The organism is Streptomyces sp. NPDC001816, assembly GCF_042892235.1.
In the GTDB taxonomy this organism is placed as follows: domain Bacteria; phylum Actinomycetota; class Actinomycetes; order Streptomycetales; family Streptomycetaceae; genus Streptomyces.
In genome coordinates, this window is the sequence record NZ_JBIATY010000005.1 from 13078 (window position 1) to 32939 (window position 19862).

The following is a 19862-nucleotide window of genomic DNA, read 5'->3' on the forward strand; positions in this document are numbered from 1 at the left end:
ACCCGGACCACATGACCGACTGTGTGGACGCGGACGAGTTGTTGCGGCGCATCCGGCTGGGCCGGGACCGAGCGGCTGAGCACGAACGAGCCTGCCGGGAGCGGGCGCGGGGGCTGACGGTGACCGATCCGGACGCGGCGAGGGAGGCGTCCGCGCGGGCACTGGCGTACGAGGCGGTGCGGCTGGTACTCGAGGAGGTGGTCGACCCGGGCGGATCACCCCTGGCGCCGACCGGGGTGAAACAGGTCACGTGACCGGCTCCCGATTGGGTGAATTCCCGGGAGATGGTTTACCGTTCATCAATAAGTGGTGACGGAGTCGACCGAAACCGTCCTCCCTTGCCACCGCATACGGCCCTGGCTGGCTCCCCCGTCCAGCCAGGGCTTTTTCATGCCTCCGCGACACATCGCCGACAGAAAGTCGCGCCCTTCGAGGTGCCCCGGACGGCGGCAGCGGCTGAAATGGGCTTGGGGAAACCACCCCAACCGCTGCCGGCGAGGAGTCCCGCGCCATGACCAAAGCGATAAAACTGCTGACCGCCCTCCCGCAGGCCCAGCGCGAGCGGCTGATGGAGCTGGCCAAGGAGGTGTCCTTCCCGGAGGACACCCGCATCTTCGAGGCGGGCGGCACCGCCGACCGCTTCTGGGTGGTCCGCTCCGGCGCGGTCCACCTGGACCAGCAGGTCACCTCCCGGCAGCGGGTCACCGTGGCCACGCTCGGCGCGGGCGACATGCTCGGCTGGTCCTGGCTGTTCCCGCCGTACGAGTGGGACTTCGGCGCCGTGGCCTTCAGCAACGTACGGGCCTACGAGTTCGACGGACCGTCGGTGCTGGCGCTCTGCGTGGAGGACCCGCTGCTCGGGCTGTCGCTGGTGCGCACGGTCGCCGAGGTCCTCGCCCACCGCCTGGAGACGACCCGCGGCAAGCTGATGGAGCAGTACACGATCCGGCGGCGCAGCGGCCCCCTGTAGGCCCTCAGATCCGGTAGCGCCGCAGCGCCGGAACCGCCGCTGCGAGACCCAGCATGACCGCCACCACCAGCGCGCCACCGCCCGCCACGGCCGCCCTGGGGCCGAACGCCGAGCCCGCGGTGCCGTGCAGCACGTCGGCCAGGCGCGGACCGCCCGCGACGACCACGGTGAACACCCCCTGCATCCGGCCGCGCATCTCGTCGGTCGCGGCCGAGAGCAGGATCGCCCCGCGGAACACCATGGAGACCATGTCGGCGACCCCGGCCGCGGCGAGGAAGGCCACGGCCAGCCAGAGGTTGCCGCTCAGCCCGAACCCGGCGACGGCCACGCCCCAGCCGACGACCGCGCCGATGACCATCCAGCCGTGCCGCCGCGCCCGCGAGAAGACGCCGGAGAACAGGCCGCCGAGCACCGCGCCGACCGGGATCCCGGCGAACAGCACACCGAGCGCCAGCCCTTCGCCGTAGGAGCCGTACGTCTGCGCGGCCAGCTGCGGGAACAGGGCGCGGGGCATGCCGAAGACCATGGCCACGATGTCGGCCAGGAACGAGAGCAGCAGCACCTTGTGCCCAAAGATGTAGCGGAAGCCGGCCGCGATCTCGCGCACCCCGGCCCGGCGGGCCGGCCCGTCGCCCAGCGGGGGCAGCGCGGGCAGCCGGAACACCGCCCACACGGTGACGCACAGCGCCAGCGCGTCGATCAGGTACAGCTCGGGCAGCCCGATGACCGGTATCAGCGCGCCGGCCAGCAGCGGACCCGCGACGAGGCCGGTCTGCATCACCGTCGAGCCGAGCGCGCCGGCCGCCGCCAGCTGCTCGGCCGGGACGAGGCGGGCGATCGAGGCGGTGCGAGCCGGGGAGTTGAGGCCGAAGAACGCCTGCTGCACGGCGAGCAGCAGCATGAGGACCACGACGGAGTGCAGGCCGGTGACGGCCTGCGTCCAGAACAGCACCGAGGTCACGGCGATCCCGCTGTTGGTGACCAGCAGCAGCTTGCGCCGGTCCACCGTGTCGGCGACCGCCCCTCCCCACAGCGCGAACACCACCATGGGCACCAGACCGGCGAGGCCGGCGTAGCCGACCCAGGCCGAGGAGTGGGTGATGTCGTAGATCTGCTTGGGTACGGCGACGGCGGTCAGCTGGCTGCCCACGGCGGTGACGATGGTCGACGACCACAGCCGCCGGTAGGCGGGGATGCGCAGCGGCCGGGTGTCCATCGCCCAGCGGCGCCGGCCGCGCCGGGGCGGGGCCTGGGCGGCGGGGCTGTCGGTCCCGGTGCCGGCGTCACGTTCGGCGCTGCTCTCGCTCGTGTCCACGGGCTTCCTGGTTGCTCGATACATCTTTCGATTTCGAGCCTCACTATGGCAGCAACTTCTGTGCCTGCCGAACCGGTTGTTCCAGGATCCGGTGCCTTAAGGATCCGGTGCCTCAGGATCCGGCGAGGAGTGTGGCGCCGAGCGCGAGCATGGTGACGGCGACCAGGCCGTCCAGGACCCGCCAGGCGGTGGGCCGGGCGAGGAAGCGGCCGAGCAGCCGCGCGCCGAAGCCGAGCGCGGCGAACCAGCACAGGCTTGCGAGGGCGGCGCCGAGCCCGAAGGTCCAGCGCAGCGGGCCGCGGTCGGCGGCGAGGGAGCCGAGCAGGAACACGGTGTCCAGGTAGACGTGCGGGTTGAGCCAGGTCATCGCCAGGCAGGTCAGGATCGCACGCCGCCGTGAGCCCACCGCCTCGCCCTCAGCGCGCAGACCGGTGCCGGGCCTGAGGACGCGGCGGGCGGCGAGGGCGCCGTAGCACAGCAGGAACGCGCCGCCGATGAGCCCGACCGCCCGTACCGCGCCCGGCCAGGCCACCACCACGGCCCCGACCCCGCCGACGCCGAGGGCTATGAGCAGCGCGTCGGACAGGGCGCAGATGCCGACCACGGCGAGGACGGCGTCGCGGCGCACCCCCTGGCGCAGGACGAAGGCGTTCTGGGCGCCGATGGCGACGATCAGGGAGAGGCCGGTGCCGAATCCGGCGGCCGCGGCGGTCAGTGCGTGGTTCATACCGTCGACGCTAGGCAAACGATCACTGCAGGTACAGCTAAAGATTCTTACGTATCATTAGTGCTCGTGATGGAGGAGCTTCCCCTGGAGCAGGTGCGGACGCTGCTCGCCGTGGTGGACGAGGGCACGTTCGACGCGGCGGCCGCGGCCCTGCATGTGACGCCGTCGGCGGTCAGCCAGCGGGTCAAGGCGCTGGAGCAGCGCACCGGCCGGGTGCTGCTGCAGCGCACCAAGCCGGTGCGCCCGACGGAGTCCGGCGCGGTGCTGGTCCGGTTCGCCCGGCAGCTGGCCCGGCTGGAGCGGGACGCGCGCGGCGAGCTGGGCCTGAGCGGTGCCGGCGAGCCGACGCGGGTGTCGGTCGCGGTGAACGCGGACTCGCTTGCGACCTGGTTCCTGGGTGCGCTCACCCGGGTGGAGGGGCTCTGCTACGAGCTGCACCGGGAGGACGAGGCCCATACGGCGGCGTTGCTGCGCGAGGGCCTGGTGATGGCGGCCGTGACCTCCTCGCCCGACCCGGTGCCGGGCTGCTCGGTCCGCCCGCTCGGCCGGATGAGGTACGTGGCCGCGGCCGCACCGGGGTTCGCCGAGCGATACCTGGACGGGCCGCTGCGGGATGTCCTGCCGGAGGCTCCCGTCGTGGTCTTCGACCGCAAGGACGACTTCCAGGACGGCTTCGTGCGACGGCTGGGCGGCACGGGCGCCGGCCGGCTGCGGCACTACGTGCCGTCCTCGGGGGCCTTCGCCGACGCAGTCGCCGCGGGCCTCGGCTGGGGCATGATCCCGGAGCCCGAGGCCCGGCCGCTGCTGGACGAGGGCCGCCTCGTCGTGCTCGCGCCGCGGGAGTGGTTCGACGTCCCGCTGTACTGGCAGCAGTGGAAACTCGACTCCCCCGCGCTGGCGGCGCTGGCCGAGGCGGTGACGGCGACGGCGGCCGAGGCACTGCGCCGGTGACGGCGGCGGTCAGGGCGCCTGTGGGTCGAGCCGCCCGGCCGCGCTGTCCAGCAGCATCTCCAGGGCCGTCGGGTAGGCGCTGGTGACCATGCGCCGGGCCAGCAGCGGGGCCGCCTCGGCGATGCGGGGGTGGGTGGCGCGGGGCAGCCGGGCGTAGGTCGAGTGCCACTTGTCCTCGTCAGCCCGCTGGGATGCGCTCGGCAGGGCCAGGGACGCGGCGTCGAGCGCGGCGAAGGCCAGCGTCTGGTCGATGAAGGCGTGGTAGACGCGGACCGTCTCCGGCAGGGAGAACCCGGCCGTGCGCAGGACGTCCAGGACCGCCTCGTCGGCGGCCAGTTCCTGGGCGCGCCCGGTGACCCGGTTGGCGGTCAGCAGCGCCGCCTGCGGGTGCGCGACGTACGCGGCGTGGATGCGCAGCCCGATCGTCCGCAGGTCCGCCCGCCACTGTCCCGTCGGCTCCCAGCCCGCCAGGGCCTGACCGATGAGCGCGTCACCGATGGCCAGCGTCAGGTCGTCCATGCCCCGGAAGTACCGGTACAGCGTGCTGGGGTCGCAGTCCAGGGCGAGGCCCAGGCGGCGGGCGGTGAGCCCGGTGCTGCCGTGCTCGCGCAGCAGACGCAGCGCGGTCTCGACGATCAGCGGCTCGGACAGCACGGTGCCGCTGCGGGTCGGACGGCGCCGACGGCGTTTCTCCTCGGGCACCACGGGCTTGGGCACGACGGATCCTCCCTGCGCTCCCAGCTCTCCTTATGCCAACGCCATTGACCTTCCGCCATGCCCCGGCGTTGGATTCCGGACAAGGCGCGCCTGCCCCGTCCCCCCGTTACGTTCGTGTCAGGCAGGGAGTTTCGTCATGCGTGTACTGCTCGTGGGAGCCGGCGGTGTGGGCACCGCCATCACCCGGATCGCGGCCCGGCGCCCGTTCCTCGACCTGATGGTGGTCGCCGACTACGACCCCGCCCGGGCCGAGGCGGCGGTCGCGGCCCTCGGCGACGCCGAAAGCCGGTTCCGCGCCGAGCGCGTGGACGCCTCCGACGAGGCCGCAGTGGCCCGGCTGCTCGCCCACCACGGCTGCGACGTCCTGCTCAACGCCACCGACCCGCGCTTCGTCATGCCCCTGTTCCGCGCGGCACGCGCCGCCGGCGCCGGCTATGTCGACATGGCGATGTCCCTGTCCCGGCCGCACCCCGAGCTGCCGTACGAGGAGTGCGGGGTCAAGCTGGGCGACGAGCAGTTCGCGCTGGCCGAGGAGTGGGAGAAGGCGGGGGCGCTCGCCCTGGTCGGCATGGGCGTGGAGCCCGGACTGTCGGACGTGTTCGCCCGCCACGCGGCCGACGAACTCTTCGACACCATCGAGGAGATCGGCATCCGCGACGGCGCGAACCTCACCGTCGACGGCCACGACTTCGCACCCTCCTTCAGCATCTGGACCACCATCGAGGAGTGCCTGAACCCGCCGGTCGTGTACGAGGCCGGGCGCGGCTGGTTCACCACGCCCCCGTTCAGCGAGCCGGAGGTGTTCGACTTCCCGGAGGGCATCGGCCCGGTGGAGTGTGTGAACGTCGAGCACGAGGAGGTGCTGCTGGTGCCGCGCTGGGTCGGCGCGCAGCGCGTCACCTTCAAGTACGGCCTGGGCGGGGAGTTCATCGAGACGCTGAAGACCCTGCACCGGCTGGGACTCGACCGCACCGAGCCGGTGACCGTGCCCGGCCCGGACGGACCGGTCGCCGTCTCGCCGCGTGACGTGGTCGCCGCGTGCCTGCCCGATCCGGCGACGCTGGGCGACCGGATGCGCGGCAAGACCTGCGCGGGCACATGGGTGCGCGGCACGAAGGACGGGGCGCCGCGCGAGGTGTACCTGTACCACGTCGTCGACAACCAGTGGTCCATGACGGAGTACGGCTGTCAGGCGGTGGTGTGGCAGACGGCGGTCAACCCGGTCGTCGCCCTCGAACTCCTCGCCACCGGCGCCTGGTCGGGCACCGGCGTCCTCGGCCCGGAGGCCTTCCCTGCGCGTCCCTTCCTCGACCTGCTGACCGAGTACGGCTCCCCGTGGGGCGTCCGGGAACAGTGACGTGGCCGGTATCCGCTGTTTCACCGCGCATCGACAGGCGACCCGAAGGCGAGTACGCATCTTCCAGGGGCAGGTACGACCTCGATCGCAGGTGACGTTGATGGACGACTGGCGAGACGGCGCCGCATGCCGCCGCGAGGAACCCGACCTCTTCTTCCCGATCGGCACCACGGGACCGGCACTGGTGCAGACACAGCGGGCGAAGGCGGTGTGCGGACGCTGCTGCGTCCGCGAGGAGTGCCTGCACTGGGCACTGGACACCGGACAGGACGCGGGCGTCTGGGGAGGCATGACGGAGACGGAACGCCGCGCCCAGGCCCGGCGCATGGGGGCACGGCGCCCGCGCTAGGGGCACGGATCCGGCGTGCGTCGCCGGCCCTGGAGCAACTTGCGGGACGGGCAGCGCTATGCACCAAATGGGTGGTAGTGGTGCCCGTCCCGCCGATGGGACCGCGCTGACGAACGGCCTCATCTCCGACGTCGACAGCGGATACATCGACGACTCCGCACGGAAGCTACGGCCCGCCGGACTGCCCCGCTCGCCGGCACGCAGATCCGCGGGCCGGGTCGGGAGACACGATGACGGTCCGGCGACCGCTCGGTGGTGGTGGCAGGCGATACCGGCGAGGGACCGGCAGGGGCGTCGGCCGCCGCAGGATCGGCACGGTGGCAGGCCTGGTGGCTGCCGTGCTCCTGACGGTCGGCGCCGCCGGACGGGCGAACGAGGAGCCGACGCCGGCCGGGCGGGCGAGTTACGCTCCGGCCACGTGTCCGCAGCCGATTCTCCCCGGGGTGCCCCCGCTGGGGCCGAAGTTCAGCTGCGGCTATCTGACCGTGCCGGAGAACCGCGCCGAGCCGGGCGGGCGCACCATCAGGGTCGCGGTGGCCCGGCTGAAGGCCGCCGCGGCGCGGCCCGAACCCGACCCGGTGGTGTGGCTGACCGGTGGGCCGGGCGGGTCCGGGCTGCTGGACGCCTACACCGTGACCAGGCTCAAGCCGGCGATCAACGCCGACCGGGACGTCATCTTCGTCGACCAGCGTGGTACGGGACGCTCCGAGCCGCATCTGAGCTGCCCGGAGATCGACGCGGCCAACCGGCAGGCGGTCACGCGGGTGTCCAGCGACCCGGAGACCACCCGCGAGGGCATCGAGGCGACCTGGGCATGTCGCGCCCGCCTGGCCGGCATGGGTTACGACCTGTCGGCGTACAACACCACCGAGAACGCCGCCGACATCGCCGACCTGCGCACGGCGCTGGGCATCAGGGAATGGAACGTCTACGGGGTGTCCTACGGCAGCGACCTTGCCCTGCAGCTGCTGCGCGACCACCCGCAGGGCATCCGCAGCGTCGTCCTGGACTCGGTCGTCACCCCTCACCTCAACCTCCTGGAGGGCCTGTGGGCCAATGCCGCCGAGCAGTACCGGGCCATGTTCGAGGCATGCGCGGCCCAGCCTCCCTGCCGGGCGGCCTACCCCCGGTTGCAGGCGGAGTTCGCCGCCACCGTGCAACGCCTCGACCGCCACCCGCTGACGGTGACCGTGCCCGCCGCGGCGGGAGCCCCGGCCACCACCGTGGTGTTCGACGGCTACCAACTGGCCGACATGGTGGTGGTGGCGTCGCTGCCGCCGTGGGCGCTGACCACCGTGCCGACCGCGGTGCACGCCCTCGCCGCCGGTGACGGTCTGCCTGCGGCCAGGACCATCCTCGCCGGCCTGTCCCCGCCCGGCTTCACCGGCTGGGGTCTGTTCTACGGCGTCGTCTGCCGCGAGGAGGCGGCCTTCACCGACCCCCAAAAGCTGCGGGCCGCGGCCGAGGCCGCCCTGCCCGGCTTCCCCGACCGGGTGCTGTCCCAACTTCCCCAGCAGGAGTTCGTCGACCGGATCCTCGCCCGGTGTGCGGCCTGGGACGTCGGACGCGCCGATCCCGGAGTGAAGGCCCAGACCCGCAGCGACGTGCCCGCCCTGCTGATGTCGGGAACCTTCGACGGGCCCGCCGGAACACGCTGGGCCGCTGCCGCCGCCACCGGTCTGTCCCACTCACGCCGCCTGGTGTTCCCCGGCCTCGGACACGCCGCCCTCCTCCAGTCCGACTGCGCCCGGTCGATCCTGGTCAGCTACTTCGACCACCCCTCCGGGGGCTACGACACCTCCTGCTTCGACACACTGACCGTCCCGCCGTTCAACACACGCTGACCTCATGCCGGGGAGGCGTCCCGCGGCCGGATCACGGGGCGTCCGCCGGCGCCGGGGCGGACGGCAGCCGCAGGGTGAACACCGCGCCCGCGCCCGGCTCGCTCGCCACCTCCGCCGTACCGCCGTGCGCCGCGACCAGGTGGCGGACGATCGGCAGGCCGAGGCCGCTGCCGCCGGTGCGGCGGCTGCGGGACTTCTCGGCGCGCCAGAACCGGTCGAAGACGTGCGGCAGGTCCTCGGGGGCGATGCCCGAGCCTGTGTCGGTGACGGTGAGCAGGACCGACTCGCCGGCGCGGTGGGCGGCCAGGGTGACCGTGCCGTCGGCGGGGGTGTGCCGCAGCGCGTTGGAGACCAGGTTCCCGAGCGCCTGCCGCATGCGCACGGGGTCCGCGTCCAGCCAGGCGGCGTCGTCGGCCTCGGTGCGCAGGGCGACCCCGGCGGCGTCGGCGGCCACCCGGTGGGCGGCGGCGACCTGGTCGAGCAGGTCGCCGGCGTGCAGCGGCTCGCGGTGCAGGCGCAGGGTGCCGGCGTCGGCGGCCGCGAGATCCTGCAGGTCGTCGATGATCCGCTGGAGCACCAGCGACTCCTCGTGCAGGGAGGCCAGCAGGGCCGGGTCCGGGTCGACGACGCCGTCGCGGACGACTTCCAGCCAGCCGCGGATGTTGGTGAGCGGGCTGCGCAGCTCGTGGGCGATGTCGCTGACCATCGCCTTGCGCTGGGCCTCCAGGCGCTGGCGTCGCTCGGTCAGGTCGTTGAACGCCTCGGCGAGGATGCCGGTCTCGTCCCGGGTGGTCACCGGCACCCGCACATGCAGCTCGGGCGGCTGCTGAGCGGCCGCGGTCAGCGCGCGCAGGGGCCGTACGAGACGTACGGCGACGACGGCGGTCACGGCGACGGTGACGGCGAGGACCAGCCCGGCCGCGCCGACCACCTTGGCCTTGTTGCCCGTGGACATGTCGAAGCGGGAGGGGTTCTGGTCCCCGATGCCCAGGAACAGCTCGGCGACCGGGGCGACATACGGCTCCAGCTGGATGCGGCGGGCGCTCAGCACGCAGCTCTGCGACGCCTGGATCTCGGACTTGCTGTCGGCCACCCGGGGAGACTTGCCCACCAGGAAGCCGCCGCCGAGAGGATTCCTCGCGCTGGGGTCGAAGGTGAGGAACAGCCGGCCGCCGATGTACAGTCCCGCCCGTTTCAGGCACGGCCGGGCCAGCTCCGTGAGGTCGGTCAGGGCCTGCTCCTCCGTCGGCGTGGGGGTGTTCAGCTGCCCGTCCCCGCACTGCTGCAAGGCGTAGGAGGTGTCGGTGCCCTCCGGGGTGCTGAGCACGGGGCGGCCGCTCGGGATCCGGACGACCGTGGCGTCGACGCCGAAGTGCTCGTAGCACTGCCTGCGCTTGGCGGCCAGCGCGTCCAGCCGGTCCCGCTCCTTGGCCGTGACCCGGTACGGCCCCACCACCCGGGGGTCGATGCCGCTGAGCTGGCTCCCGCTGTCGGTGTAGGTGTCCGTGCGCAGGGGGTCGACGGTGGCGGCGGGCCGGGGCGGCAGCGGGGTGCCGCGCGGCGCGGAGTCGGCGACCAGGGTGCGGTCGGCGTTCGTCAGGGCGATGCGCCGGCCGGTCGAGCGGGCCAGGTCACGGACCGTGCGCCGGACGCCCGACCAGTCCGGGTGGGCGGCGGCGTACCCGCTGAGCTCGGCGAGGATGCTGTTGTCGGCGGCGAGGTCCTGGCCCTGCTCCTCCTTCAGCGCGCTGGTGGTGGTCGTGACCGCGAGCCAGGCGGTGGCCGCCACCGAGCAGACGGCGATGAGAGCCGAGACGAACAGCAGCCGGACGAGCAGCCGTTTGCGCAGGGGTACCCGGCGCTTCACGGCCGGCCGCCGGTCAGCTTGTAGCCGACGCCGAACACCGTCACCAGGCGCACCGGTCGCCGCGGGTCGGCCTCGATCTTCCGGCGCAGGTTCATGATGTGCACGTCGACGGCCCGCTCGGTGGAGGCCCGGTCGAAGCCGCGCGTGCACTGCAGCAACTGCCGCCGGGAGAACACCCGGTCCGGCTCCCCCGCCATAGTCAGCAGGATCTGGAACTCGGCCGGCGTGCACTCCACCGGCTTCCCGTCGCAGCGCACCTCGTGCCGTACAGGGTGCACGCTGATCCCCCCGGCCCGTACGACCGGATCGTCGTCCCGGACGCTCCCGCCGCGCCCGCTGCGCCGCAGGACGCTACGGATCCGGGCCATCAGCTCGCGCGGGCTGTACGGCTTGGTCATGTAGTCGTCGGCGCCGAGTTCCAGACCGAGCAGCACGTCGTCCTCGGCGGCGCGGGCGGTGAGCATCACCACGGGGATGTCCGGGTCCTCGCCGCCGCGCAGCACCCGGCACACCCCGAAGCCGTCGATCACCGGGAGCATCAGGTCGAGCACGACCAGGTCGGGTCTCAGGCGCCGGGCCGCGTCGAGCGCGGCGGCGCCGTCGTGCACCACCGTGGCGGTGTGCCCCTCGGCCAGCAGGGAGCGGCGGATCAGTTCGGCCTGCTTCTCGTCGTCCTCGGCGACCAGCACATGTGCGCACACGAGTTCGGATCCTAGGCCGCTCAGAGGGCGAGCCAGTCGGCGTACCCCATGACGACCACCGGATGCCGCTGCGGGTCGAGGGTGCGCAGGAGGTCCTTCATGTGGGACTTGGCGACGCTGACGCAGCCGTGGGTGGGGCCGCCGTGGTCGACGTGGAACCAGACTCCGCCGCCCCGGCCCGGGCCCAGGGGGCGGGTCCAGTCCAGGGGCGAGGTGCCCGGCCTGCGGTTGTAGTCGATGGCGACGACGTAGTCGAAGGACCCGGCGAGGGGTTCGCCCTCGAAGCCGGTGCCGGGCGAGACGAACCCGCTGGAGTGGTGGTACGGAAGCCTGCTGCCCGGGTCGGCCAGCAGGCCGCCGGCGTCGCTGAGCGTGAAGACGCCGAGCGGGGAGCGCAGGTCTCCGGCCGTGTGGTGGGCGCTCCAGCCGCGCAGGGCGTTGTGGGCGGGCCACGCGGTGCCCGCCTGCCAGCCGCCGGCGGTGCGCTCGTGCAGCACGACCGTGGACCGCGGGGAGTTCCTGCCGCGCCCGGTGACGACGACGGCCTGCCGGGAGTGGTCCGGTATCGCGGCGTGGAGCTTGGGGCCGAGGCCGACTATCCGACGGGCTGCCGACTCCACATCTGGCTGGGACGTGGGGGCGGGCGTGGGGGTGGCCGTCGGCGCCGGGCGGGCGGCGGGGGTGCGGCGCTCGGTCGCCTCGGCTCCGCCGCCGCAGCCGGTGAGCAGCAGCGGGGAGACGAGGAGAGCGACGGCGGCTCTGCGATCGATCATGGGTCGACCCTGGCCGACACATGTTTGGAACCCGTCAGGTTCCGGCAGCGGGGCCGCTAGGCCTTGCTCGGCTTGCCCTTCGTGTAGAGCCAGGTGTGGAAGAGACCGTCCAGGTCCTTGCCGGACACCCGCTCGGAGAGCTTCACGAACTGGGCCGTCGTACCGTGCCCGCCCCGGTGCTCGGTTGCCCAGGCTCGCAGGATGCGGAAGAAGTCCTGGTCGCCGACCGCCTTGCGCAGCTCGTGCAGGGCCATCGCGCCGCGGGCGTAGACGGGCGTGTCGAAGAGGTTCTTGCCGCTGCCCGGGTCGCCGGGCGGGAAGGCCCACAGGCCGTCGTTCGCCGGGCGGGCGTAGAGGGCGTCGAATGTCTTCTGGGCGCTGTGGCCGCCGTGCTGCTCGCTGTAGAGCCACTCGGCGTAGGTCGCGAAGCCCTCGTTGAGCCAGATGTCCTTCCAGGCGGTCAGCGAGACGGAGTCGCCGAACCACTGGTGGGCGCTCTCGTGGACGAGGGTGCTCAGGTCGGGCGCCGAGTCGTAGACGGGCCGGCTCTGGGTCTCCAGGGCGTAGCCGACGTTCGGTGCGTGGTCGACGATGGAGCCGGCCGCGCGGAACGGGTACGGCCCGAACAGCTTGCTCTCCCACTCCAGTACGGAGGGCAGCTTCTTCAGCACGGGCGCGGCCGAGCGCGCCTCCCGGGCGTCGACGGCGTTGTAGACCTGGATGCCGTCGGGGGTGGTGTACTGCTCGACCTTGAACTTGCCGACGGTGGCGGTGGCCAGGTAGGCGGCCATGGGCTCGGCCTGGTGCCAGCGGAAGGTGGTGCGGCCGTTCGCGGTGCGCTGCCCGCGCAGTACGCCGTTGGCGACGGCGGTGCGCCCCTTCGGGACCGTGATCGTGAAGTCGTACGACGACTTGTCCTTGGGGTGGTTGTTCCCCGGGAACCAGGTCATCGCGCCCTGCGGCTCGCCCGCGACGAACGCCCCGTCGTCGGTGCGGATCCAGCCGTCCGCGGAGCCGTCCGGGTCGGTGACCGACTTGGGGGTGCCGTGGTAGGTGACGGTGACCCGGAACTCCTGGTCCTTGCTCAGCGTGTGGCGCGGGGTGACGACGAGTTCCTGGCCGCTGCGGTGGAAGCCGGCGGCGGTGCGGTCGACGGTGACGCCGGTGACCTTCAGGCCCTTGAGGTCCAGGTCGAAGCGGGTCAGCTTCTGGGTGGCGCGGGCGGTGAGGACCGCCTTGCCGTCCAGGCGCCGGGAGGTGGTGTCGTAGCGGAGCGTCAGGTCGTAGTGCTTGACGTGGTAGCCGCCGTTGCCGCTGAGCGGGAAGTAGGGGTCACCGGCGCCCGAGGTGCCTATGGTGCCGGCCGACGCGGGTCCGGCGGCGCCGAGCAGTGCCGCCACGGCGACGGGGACGGTGGCGAGGACCGCCTCACGGCGCAGGACCGCGGTGCGTCGTGGTGAGGTATGTCTGTGCGCTGCCGTCATGGGCGCTCCTTTGGGGGTGGCGATGATCATTCGTCACAGACTAGGGCCGCGCCTGTCCCCGTTTCCCCCTCATTCAGGTCAAGTCACGCCGCGTTGCCGCCCGGTGTCGCGGGGCGGCCGAAGTACGCTCGCAGGGCCGTCCGCGACCGAGGGGAGCCAGACCGTGAACGTGCGCGTGCGCCGGATCTACGAGCCGCCGGAGCCCGACGACGGCCTGCGGGTGCTGGTGGACCGGCTGTGGCCGCGCGGTGTCGCCAAGGAGGCGGCGCAGGTCGACGAGTGGCCCAAGGGGCTCACGCCGTCGACGGAGTTGCGCCGCTGGTACCACGCGGGCGAGGCCTCGTACGAGGAGTTCCGCGGCCGCTACGAGGCGGAGCTGACCGCTCCTGAGGCCGCCGAACTCCTCGACGGCCTCAGGGAATCGGCCCGCAAGGGGCCGGTGACGCTGCTCACGGCGTCCAGGACGCCGGAGCAGAGCCATGCCACGGTGCTGGCGGATCTGCTGACGGGCTGAATTCAGCCCGTCTGCTTCGCCGCCGCCCGGCCCGCCGCCCGGCCGGAGAACAGGCAGCCGCCGAGGAAGGTGCCCTCCAGGGCGTTGTAGCCGTGGACGCCTCCGCCGCCGAAGCCGGCTACCTCGCCCGCCGCGTACAGGCCGTCGACGGGCGTGCCGTCGGGGCCGAGGGCGCGGGAGTCGAGGTCGGTCTGGATGCCGCCGAGGGTCTTGCGGGTCAGGACGTGCAGCCGGACGCCGATCAGGGGGCCCGCTGCCGGGTCGAGGATGCGGTGCGGGGTGGCGACCCGCCCGAGGCGGTCGCCGATGTAGCGGCGGGCGTTGTGGATGCCCTGGACCTGGGAGTCCTTGCTGTACCGATTGGCGATCTGCAGGTCGCGGGCCTCGATCTGGCGGCGCACCTCGGCCGCGTCCAGCAGCGGCTTGTCGGTGAGGCCGTTCATCTTCTCGACCAGCCGCTCCAGGGTGTCCGCGGTGACGAAGTCCGCTCCCTTGTCGAGGAAGGCCTGGACGGGTGCGGGGGCGCCCTTGCCGAGCAGTCGGTCGCGCAGCACGGCCCCCCGGTCCTTGGCGGTGATGTCGGGGTTCTGTTCCGAGCCGGAAAGCGCGAACTCCTTCTCGATGATCTTCCGGGTGAGGACGAACCAGGAGTGGTCGTACCCGGCGATGTCCTCGGTGGTGCGCAGGTACTTCAGAGTGTTGAGGGTGTCGTAGCCCGGCAGGCAGGGGTCGGGCAGCCGGCGGCCGAGGGCGTCGAGCCAGATGGAGGACGGTCCGGGCAGGATGCGGATGCCGTGGCCCGGCCAGACGGGGTTCCAGTTCTGCAGGCCCTCGGTGTAGTGCCACATGCGGTCCCGGTTGACCAGGCGCACGCCCGCCTCGGCGCTGATGTCGAGCATGCGGCCGTCGACGTAGGCGGGGACACCGGTGACCATCTCGGCGGGGGGTGTGCCGAGCCGCTCGGGCCAGTAGCGGCGGACGATGTCGTGGTCGGCGCCGATGCCGCCGGTGGTGACGATCACGGCCTGGGCGGTGAGTTCGAAGTCGCCGACGCGGTCGCGGTTGGAGGCGACGCCGCGCGGCGCGTCGTCGTCGGCCAGGACCGTGCCGCGCACCCCGCGGGCCGTGCCGTCCTCGACGACGAGTTCGTCGACCTGGTGGCGGTGGTAGAAGGTGAGCAGCCCGTCCCGGGCGGCCTGCCGGGCGTACCGGACGAAGGGTTCGACCACGCCGGTGCCGGTGCCCCAGGCGATGTGGAAGCGGGGTACGGAGTTGCCGTGCCCGTCCGCGCGCAGGTCGCCGCGCTCGGCCCAGCCGACGGTCGGCAGCAGCGCGATGCCGTGCCCCTCCAGCCAGGACCGCTTCTCGCCGGCCGCGAACTCGACGTAGGCGCGGGCCCAGCGCACCGCCCAGGAGTCCTCGCCCTCCAGGCGGTCGAACCGGGCGCTGCCACGCCAGTCGTTCCAGGCGAGGTCGAAGGAGTCCTTGATGCCGAGGCGCCGCTGCTCGGGCGAGTCGACGAGGAAGAGCCCGCCGAAGGACCAGAACGCCTGGCCGCCGAGGTTGGCTGCGTTCTCCTGGTCGACCAGGGCGACGCGCCGGCCCCGGCTGGTGAGTTCGTGCGCCGCGACCAGGCCGGCGAGGCCGGCTCCGACGACGATGACGTCCGCGTCCATGGCGTCCGTTCCTTCCTTCCGCTTGCTTCCGCTTGCTTGTGCTTGCGTCTACTTCCGTCTGCGGCTCATGCCGGGGTGCCGCTTCCGTCGGTCAGCAGGGCGGTGAGCAGTTGCCCCAGCCAGGTGCGGGCCGCGTCGACGTCCTTGTCCAGCAGCAGCTGGGTGGTGACGCCGTCGTAGGCCGCGACCACCGCGCGGGCGGCGCCGTCGGCATCGCCGAGCACGGCGGGCAGTTCGGTGTGGCCGCGGGCCCGGAAGAGCCGGTCGGCGATGGCCTCCCGGAGCCGGGTGCGGTGGTCGAGGAGGGCTTGTGCGACGGCCGGGTCGCGGGCCGCGTGCACCAGGAAGTCGGTCTTCACCAGCAGCCAGTCCACGTCGAGCAGCAGGACCTCGGTGACCCGGTCCACGGAGGCGGGCACGTCGAGGTCGGGTCCGTCCTGGGCGAGGGCGTCGGCCACCTGGGCGGCGATGAGGTCGGCGCGCTCCTGGTAGAGGGCAAAGAACAGCTCGTCCAAGGTGGCGAAGTTGGAGTAGAAGGCGCCCCGGCTGTAGCCGGCGGCCTCGCAGACCTCCTCGATGGAGACGCGGCCGAAGCCCTTGGCGGCGAACACCGCGAAGGCGGCGTCGAGCAGGTTCGCCCGCGTCCGCGCCCGCCGCTTGGTGACCCGCCGGGCCGTGTCCTGCGCCGTCATCGTCGAGACCTCCGTCGCCCTGCGTTCGATACAGAAATGTATCCGATACATCGATGTATCGAAAGACTCTCCACGATGGGAACGTATTTTCGATTCAGGGGTACGCTGGATCCATGTCCACGCAACTCCAGGGGTCCCTGTTCGACCAGACCGACGAGCTGCGGCTCGGCCCGCTCGACGGGCTGCACCGGACCGAGCTGGGCCGGGGCGCCTGGATCGACGTGCTGCCGGGCTGGCTGAGCGGCGCCGACGCCCTGTTCGAACAGCTGGCGGCCGAGGTCCCGTGGCGGGCGGAGCGCCGCAAGATGTACGACAACGTGGTGGCCGTACCGCGTCTGCTGGCCTTCTACGCGGCGCAGGACCCGCTGCCCCACCCCGTCCTGGACGAGGCCCGCACGGCCCTGTCCGTGCACTACGCGGAGGAGCTGGGCGAGCCGTTCACCACCGCCGGGCTGTGCTTCTACCGCGACGGACGGGACAGCGTGGCCTGGCACGGCGACCGGATCGGGCGGGGCGCCCGGCAGGACACGATGGTCGCGATCCTCTCCGTCGGCGCGCCCCGGGACCTGCTGCTGCGGCCGGCCGGAGGCGGCGGCACGACGGTCCGGCGGCCGCTCGGGCACGGCGACCTCATCGTGATGGGCGGCTCCTGCCAGCGCACCTGGGAACACTGCGTCCCCAAGACCGCCCGCGCGACAGGACCGCGCATCAGCATCCAGTTCCGGCCGCACGGGGTGCAGTGACCGGCCTGTGACGGCCGCCCTCTTGCGCAGGACGGTGCGCCATCTGGTTGGCTGTCCCCGACGACCGGTCGCTCAGGGCCTCGGGGAGATCATGCAGGCAGACGTACGCCAAGTCGCCGACGGCACCTACCTGGTGCACGGCCACAACACCAACTGGGTGATCCTCAAGGACGGCGACGCCGTCACGCTGGTGGACACCGGGTACCCCGGGGACCGGCAGGGCGTCCTCGAATCCCTCGCCGTGGTGGGCAGTTCACCCGAGGCGGTCGCCGCCGTCCTGATCACCCACGCGCACAACGACCACGTGGGCTCCGCCGAGTACCTGCGCAGCAACTACGGCACCCCGGTCTACCTGCACCCGGCAGAAGTCCCGCACGCGCGCAGGGAGTTCCTCCAGCAGGCCACGATCGGCGACGTCGTGCGCAACGCCTGGCGGCCCGGTGTGGTGCCATGGGCGGTGCACGTGATCCGGGTGGGCGGGATCGAGCACAACCCGGTCACCGCGCCCGAGCCGTTCCCGGCCGAGGGCGCGCTCGACCTGCCGGGCCGGCCCGTCCCCGTACACACCCCCGGCCACACGGACGGCCACTGCGTGTACCACCTGCCCGACGCCGGCATCGTCATCTCCGGCGACGCCCTGGCCACCGGCCACGCGACCTCGCGGCTCAAGGGCCCCCAGATGCTGCACGGCTTCTTCCAGCACGAACGCTCCCGGGCCGTGGCCTCGCTGGACCTGATCGCGGCGCTGGACGGCGACACCCTGCTGCCCGGGCACGGCCCGGTCCACCGGGGCTCCGTGCGGGCCGCCGCCGAACAGGCCAGGGAACGCGCCTCCTGAGGATGCCCGGTGGGGCCTTAGGGTTCGTCCCATGGCCTTGCAGATCAGCGCCACGAACCCGGAGCACCCCGCGCTCCTGCTCGAACTCCCCTGGGACGTGCCCCTGGAGGAGTGGCCCGAGGAGTACCTCGTGCCGCTCCCCAGGGGCATCTCCCGGCACGTCGTGCGCTACGCCCACGCCGGCGACGAGGTGATCGCGGTCAAGGAGCTGGCCGAGCGGCCCGCCCTGCGCGAGTACGAGCTGCTGCGCGACCTGGACCGGCTGGGCATCCCCGCGGTCGACCCCCTCGCGGTGATCACCGGCCGCACGGACCGCGCGGGCGCCCCGCTGGAGCCGGTGCTGGTGACCCGGCATCTGCGCGGCTCGCTGCCGTACCGCTCGATGTTCGAGACGACCATGCGCCCGGCGACCATGCACCGCCTGATGGACGCACTCGCCGTGCTGCTGGTGCGGCTGCACCTGGCCGGGTTCGCCTGGGGCGACTGCTCGCTGTCCAACACGCTGTTCCGCCGCGACGCGGGCGCCTACGCCGCGTACCTGGTGGACGCCGAGACCGGCGACCTGCACCCCCGGCTCAGCCCCGGGCAGCGGGAGTACGACCTCGACCTGGCCCGGGTGAACATCAGCGGCGAGCTGCTGGACCTGGAGGCGTCGGGCGCGCTGCACCCGTCCGTCGACCCCGTCGATTTCGGCCACGAGATCTGCACCCGCTACGGCGGCCTGTGGCAGGAGCTGACCCGCACCTCGGTGTACCCGGCGGGCAAGTACCACTACATGGAGCGCCGGATACGCCGCCTGAACGACCTCGGCTTCGACGTGGCCGAGATGCAGATCGAGCACTCCTCGAACGGCGACACGGTCACCTTCGTGCCCAAGGTCGTCGACGCCGGCCACCACCAGCGCCAGCTGCTGCGACTGACCGGCCTCGACACCGAGGAGAACCAGGCCCGGCGGCTGCTGGGCGACCTGGAGAGCTGGATGGCCACCCAGGACGACTACGCGCCCGGCGACCCCCTCGCCGCCCGCCCGGAGGTACTGGCCCACCGCTGGGTGCGCGACGTGTTCCGGCCCACCGTCCGTGCCGTCCCGCTGGAGCTGCGCGGCACCATGGACCCGGCCGAGATCTACCACGAGCTGCTCGAACACCGCTGGTACCTGTCCGAGCAGGCGCAGCACGACATAGGCCTCGACACCGCGGTCGAGGACTACATCGCGAACGTTCTGCCGAAGGCCCGCGGGACCCTGGAGCCGACGACCCCCGACTAGATCACGCGTACCGCGTCCTCGTGCCGGGTCACTCGTTCGGGACCACGGCGACCGGGCACTCGGCGTGGTGCAGCACGCCGTGGGCGACCGAGCCGATGCGGGCGCCCACCGCCGTGCGGTGCGCACGCCGGCCGACGACCATCAGCTGGGCCCCGCCGGCCACCGAGAGCAGCACCTGCCCCGCGCTGCCCATCTCGATGTGCTCGGCCACGCGCACCTGCGGGAAGCGCTCGCGCCACGGCTGGAGCGCCTCGCTCAGGGCCTTGCGCTCGTACGGTTCGAGCCCGCCGACGTCGTCCAGGAGCTTCAGCGAACCGGGGCTGTAGGCGAAGACCGGCGGCAGCGTCCAGGCCCGGACGGCCCGGACGGTGGCGCCGCGGGCGGCCGCCGTCTCGAACGCGAACCGCAGCGCGGCCGCGCTGTCCTCCGGACCGCCCTGCTGGCCGACCACGACGTCCCGTCCGGCCGCCTCCGCCGCCGGCTCGTTCCCGGCGCGCACCAGGACCACGGGCCGGTTCGTCCCGGCTATGACCTGCTGGCCGACGGAGCCCAGCAGGAACCCGACCACCGTGCCGTGCCCGCGCGAGCCGAGCACCAGCATCTCGGCCTCCGCCGCGGCGGCGACCAGCGCCTCGACCGCCCCGGCCTCGACCACGTCGACGCTCATCCGCAGCTCCGGATGGCGCGCGGAGAAGGCGCGCAGGGCGTCCGACACACCGTCCGACACCCAGCCGTGCTGGGTGTCCCGGTCCGCCGCGTGCAGGCCCTCGTGGAAGCGCCAGGCGTGCACCACGCGCAGGGGCAGCCCCCGGCGTACGGCCTCCCGGCCCGCCCAGTCCAGCGCGGCCAGGCTCTCCTCCGTACCGTCCACCCCTGCCGTGATCGGGCGTGTCATGCGCGGGCCTCCCAGCCTTCCGTGTCCGTGGGGCCAGTCTTCACCACTTGGCGGTCCCGCCGCTGGTGGCCGCCCCCCGGGGCCGTACCCCGGAGCGAACCGGGGCGATCGAACATACGATGGGCGGGAACCGGTGCGGTGGGCCCAGCAACACCGTCCCGTGGAACCGATCGCTCGGGGTG

At 72.9% G+C, this 19862-nt stretch carries 20 protein-coding genes; 10 read left to right on the forward strand and 10 right to left on the reverse strand.

What is annotated here, in order from left to right; translation table 11 throughout:
- The first annotated feature begins 11 nt into the window (after positions 1-11).
- Both ACFYZZ_RS18895 and ACFYZZ_RS18900 read left to right on the forward strand, forming a co-directional pair.
- On the forward strand, positions 12-254 hold the full coding sequence (locus ACFYZZ_RS18895; protein WP_389176923.1) for a hypothetical protein: 243 nt from the start codon (positions 12-14) through the stop codon (positions 252-254).
- A 257-nt stretch (positions 255-511) separates the two neighbouring features.
- Positions 512-970: a cyclic nucleotide-binding domain-containing protein gene (locus ACFYZZ_RS18900; RefSeq protein WP_386578654.1), complete on the forward strand. Its 459-nt coding sequence runs from the start codon at positions 512-514 to the stop codon at positions 968-970.
- 4 nt (positions 971-974) lie between these two features.
- Here the strand turns inward: ACFYZZ_RS18900 and ACFYZZ_RS18905 are convergent, their stop codons facing one another.
- Both ACFYZZ_RS18905 and ACFYZZ_RS18910 read right to left on the reverse strand, forming a co-directional pair.
- Positions 975-2309: an MFS transporter gene (locus tag ACFYZZ_RS18905; protein ID WP_389176925.1), complete on the reverse strand. Its 1335-nt coding sequence runs from the start codon at positions 2307-2309 to the stop codon at positions 975-977.
- A gap of 88 nt (positions 2310-2397) precedes the next feature.
- Positions 2398-3012: a LysE/ArgO family amino acid transporter gene (locus ACFYZZ_RS18910; protein ID WP_145881705.1), complete on the reverse strand. Its 615-nt coding sequence runs from the start codon at positions 3010-3012 to the stop codon at positions 2398-2400.
- A gap of 66 nt (positions 3013-3078) precedes the next feature.
- Here ACFYZZ_RS18910 and ACFYZZ_RS18915 point away from each other — a divergent pair, with 66 nt between their 5' ends.
- On the forward strand, positions 3079-3963 hold the full coding sequence (locus tag ACFYZZ_RS18915) for a LysR family transcriptional regulator ArgP (protein WP_389176927.1): 885 nt from the start codon (positions 3079-3081) through the stop codon (positions 3961-3963).
- A gap of 9 nt (positions 3964-3972) precedes the next feature.
- Here ACFYZZ_RS18915 and ACFYZZ_RS18920 read toward each other — a convergent pair whose 3' ends face one another.
- Positions 3973-4680, reverse strand: a complete 708-nt coding sequence (locus tag ACFYZZ_RS18920; protein WP_389176929.1) for a TetR/AcrR family transcriptional regulator — start codon at positions 4678-4680, stop codon at positions 3973-3975.
- 136 nt (positions 4681-4816) lie between these two features.
- Here ACFYZZ_RS18920 and ACFYZZ_RS18925 point away from each other — a divergent pair, with 136 nt between their 5' ends.
- The 3 genes from ACFYZZ_RS18925 to ACFYZZ_RS18935 all read left to right on the forward strand — a co-directional run bounded on the left by ACFYZZ_RS18925 (position 4817) and on the right by ACFYZZ_RS18935 (position 8230).
- On the forward strand, positions 4817-6037 hold the full coding sequence (locus ACFYZZ_RS18925) for a saccharopine dehydrogenase family protein (RefSeq protein WP_389176931.1): 1221 nt from the start codon (positions 4817-4819) through the stop codon (positions 6035-6037).
- Between the two features lie 100 nt (positions 6038-6137).
- Complete coding sequence (locus tag ACFYZZ_RS18930) at positions 6138-6386, forward strand: WhiB family transcriptional regulator (protein ID WP_389176933.1); 249 nt, start codon at positions 6138-6140, stop codon at positions 6384-6386.
- A 317-nt stretch (positions 6387-6703) separates the two neighbouring features.
- The gene (locus ACFYZZ_RS18935) at positions 6704-8230 is read left to right on the forward strand and encodes an alpha/beta fold hydrolase (RefSeq protein WP_389176935.1); all 1527 of its coding nucleotides are present in this window, start codon (positions 6704-6706) and stop codon (positions 8228-8230) included.
- Positions 8231-8261: 31 nt separating this feature from the next.
- On the opposite strand, the gene ACFYZZ_RS18940 is transcribed toward ACFYZZ_RS18935, so the two are convergent.
- From ACFYZZ_RS18940 to ACFYZZ_RS18955, 4 genes are read right to left on the reverse strand one after another with little or no spacing between them, the layout of a single operon-like run.
- Positions 8262-10097 (reverse strand): sensor histidine kinase, encoded by a 1836-nt coding sequence (locus ACFYZZ_RS18940; RefSeq protein WP_389176937.1) that lies wholly within the window; start codon positions 10095-10097, stop codon positions 8262-8264.
- Positions 10094-10798: a response regulator transcription factor gene (locus tag ACFYZZ_RS18945; protein ID WP_389176938.1), complete on the reverse strand. Its 705-nt coding sequence runs from the start codon at positions 10796-10798 to the stop codon at positions 10094-10096. The genes ACFYZZ_RS18940 and ACFYZZ_RS18945 overlap by 4 nt, the downstream gene beginning before the upstream one ends.
- Positions 10799-10818: 20 nt before the next feature.
- Complete coding sequence (locus ACFYZZ_RS18950; protein WP_389176940.1) at positions 10819-11571, reverse strand: L,D-transpeptidase family protein; 753 nt, start codon at positions 11569-11571, stop codon at positions 10819-10821.
- 56 nt (positions 11572-11627) lie between these two features.
- Positions 11628-13055 (reverse strand): M1 family metallopeptidase, encoded by a 1428-nt coding sequence (locus ACFYZZ_RS18955; protein WP_389176942.1) that lies wholly within the window; start codon positions 13053-13055, stop codon positions 11628-11630.
- A gap of 163 nt (positions 13056-13218) precedes the next feature.
- On the opposite strand from ACFYZZ_RS18955, the gene ACFYZZ_RS18960 reads away from it, so the two are divergent.
- Entirely contained in the window at positions 13219-13569 is a 351-nt protein-coding gene (locus ACFYZZ_RS18960) for a DUF488 domain-containing protein (protein ID WP_389176944.1), read from the forward strand.
- A gap of 2 nt (positions 13570-13571) precedes the next feature.
- On the opposite strand, the gene ACFYZZ_RS18965 is transcribed toward ACFYZZ_RS18960, so the two are convergent.
- The gene (locus ACFYZZ_RS18965) at positions 13572-15245 is read right to left on the reverse strand and encodes an FAD-binding dehydrogenase (RefSeq protein WP_389176946.1); all 1674 of its coding nucleotides are present in this window, start codon (positions 15243-15245) and stop codon (positions 13572-13574) included.
- Between the two features lie 65 nt (positions 15246-15310).
- Positions 15311-15937 (reverse strand): TetR/AcrR family transcriptional regulator, encoded by a 627-nt coding sequence (locus tag ACFYZZ_RS18970; protein WP_389176948.1) that lies wholly within the window; start codon positions 15935-15937, stop codon positions 15311-15313.
- A gap of 113 nt (positions 15938-16050) precedes the next feature.
- Here ACFYZZ_RS18970 and ACFYZZ_RS18975 point away from each other — a divergent pair, with 113 nt between their 5' ends.
- The 3 genes from ACFYZZ_RS18975 (at position 16051) to ACFYZZ_RS18985 (ending at position 18785) form a co-directional block, all read left to right on the forward strand.
- Complete coding sequence (locus ACFYZZ_RS18975) at positions 16051-16680, forward strand: alpha-ketoglutarate-dependent dioxygenase AlkB family protein (protein ID WP_389176950.1); 630 nt, start codon at positions 16051-16053, stop codon at positions 16678-16680.
- Between the two features lie 91 nt (positions 16681-16771).
- The gene (locus ACFYZZ_RS18980; RefSeq protein WP_389176952.1) at positions 16772-17518 is read left to right on the forward strand and encodes an MBL fold metallo-hydrolase; all 747 of its coding nucleotides are present in this window, start codon (positions 16772-16774) and stop codon (positions 17516-17518) included.
- Between the two features lie 31 nt (positions 17519-17549).
- Entirely contained in the window at positions 17550-18785 is a 1236-nt protein-coding gene (locus ACFYZZ_RS18985) for a DUF4032 domain-containing protein (RefSeq protein WP_389176954.1), read from the forward strand.
- Between the two features lie 28 nt (positions 18786-18813).
- On the opposite strand, the gene ACFYZZ_RS18990 is transcribed toward ACFYZZ_RS18985, so the two are convergent.
- The gene (locus tag ACFYZZ_RS18990) at positions 18814-19680 is read right to left on the reverse strand and encodes a universal stress protein (RefSeq protein ID WP_389176956.1); all 867 of its coding nucleotides are present in this window, start codon (positions 19678-19680) and stop codon (positions 18814-18816) included.
- Positions 19681-19862 lie beyond the last annotated feature (182 nt).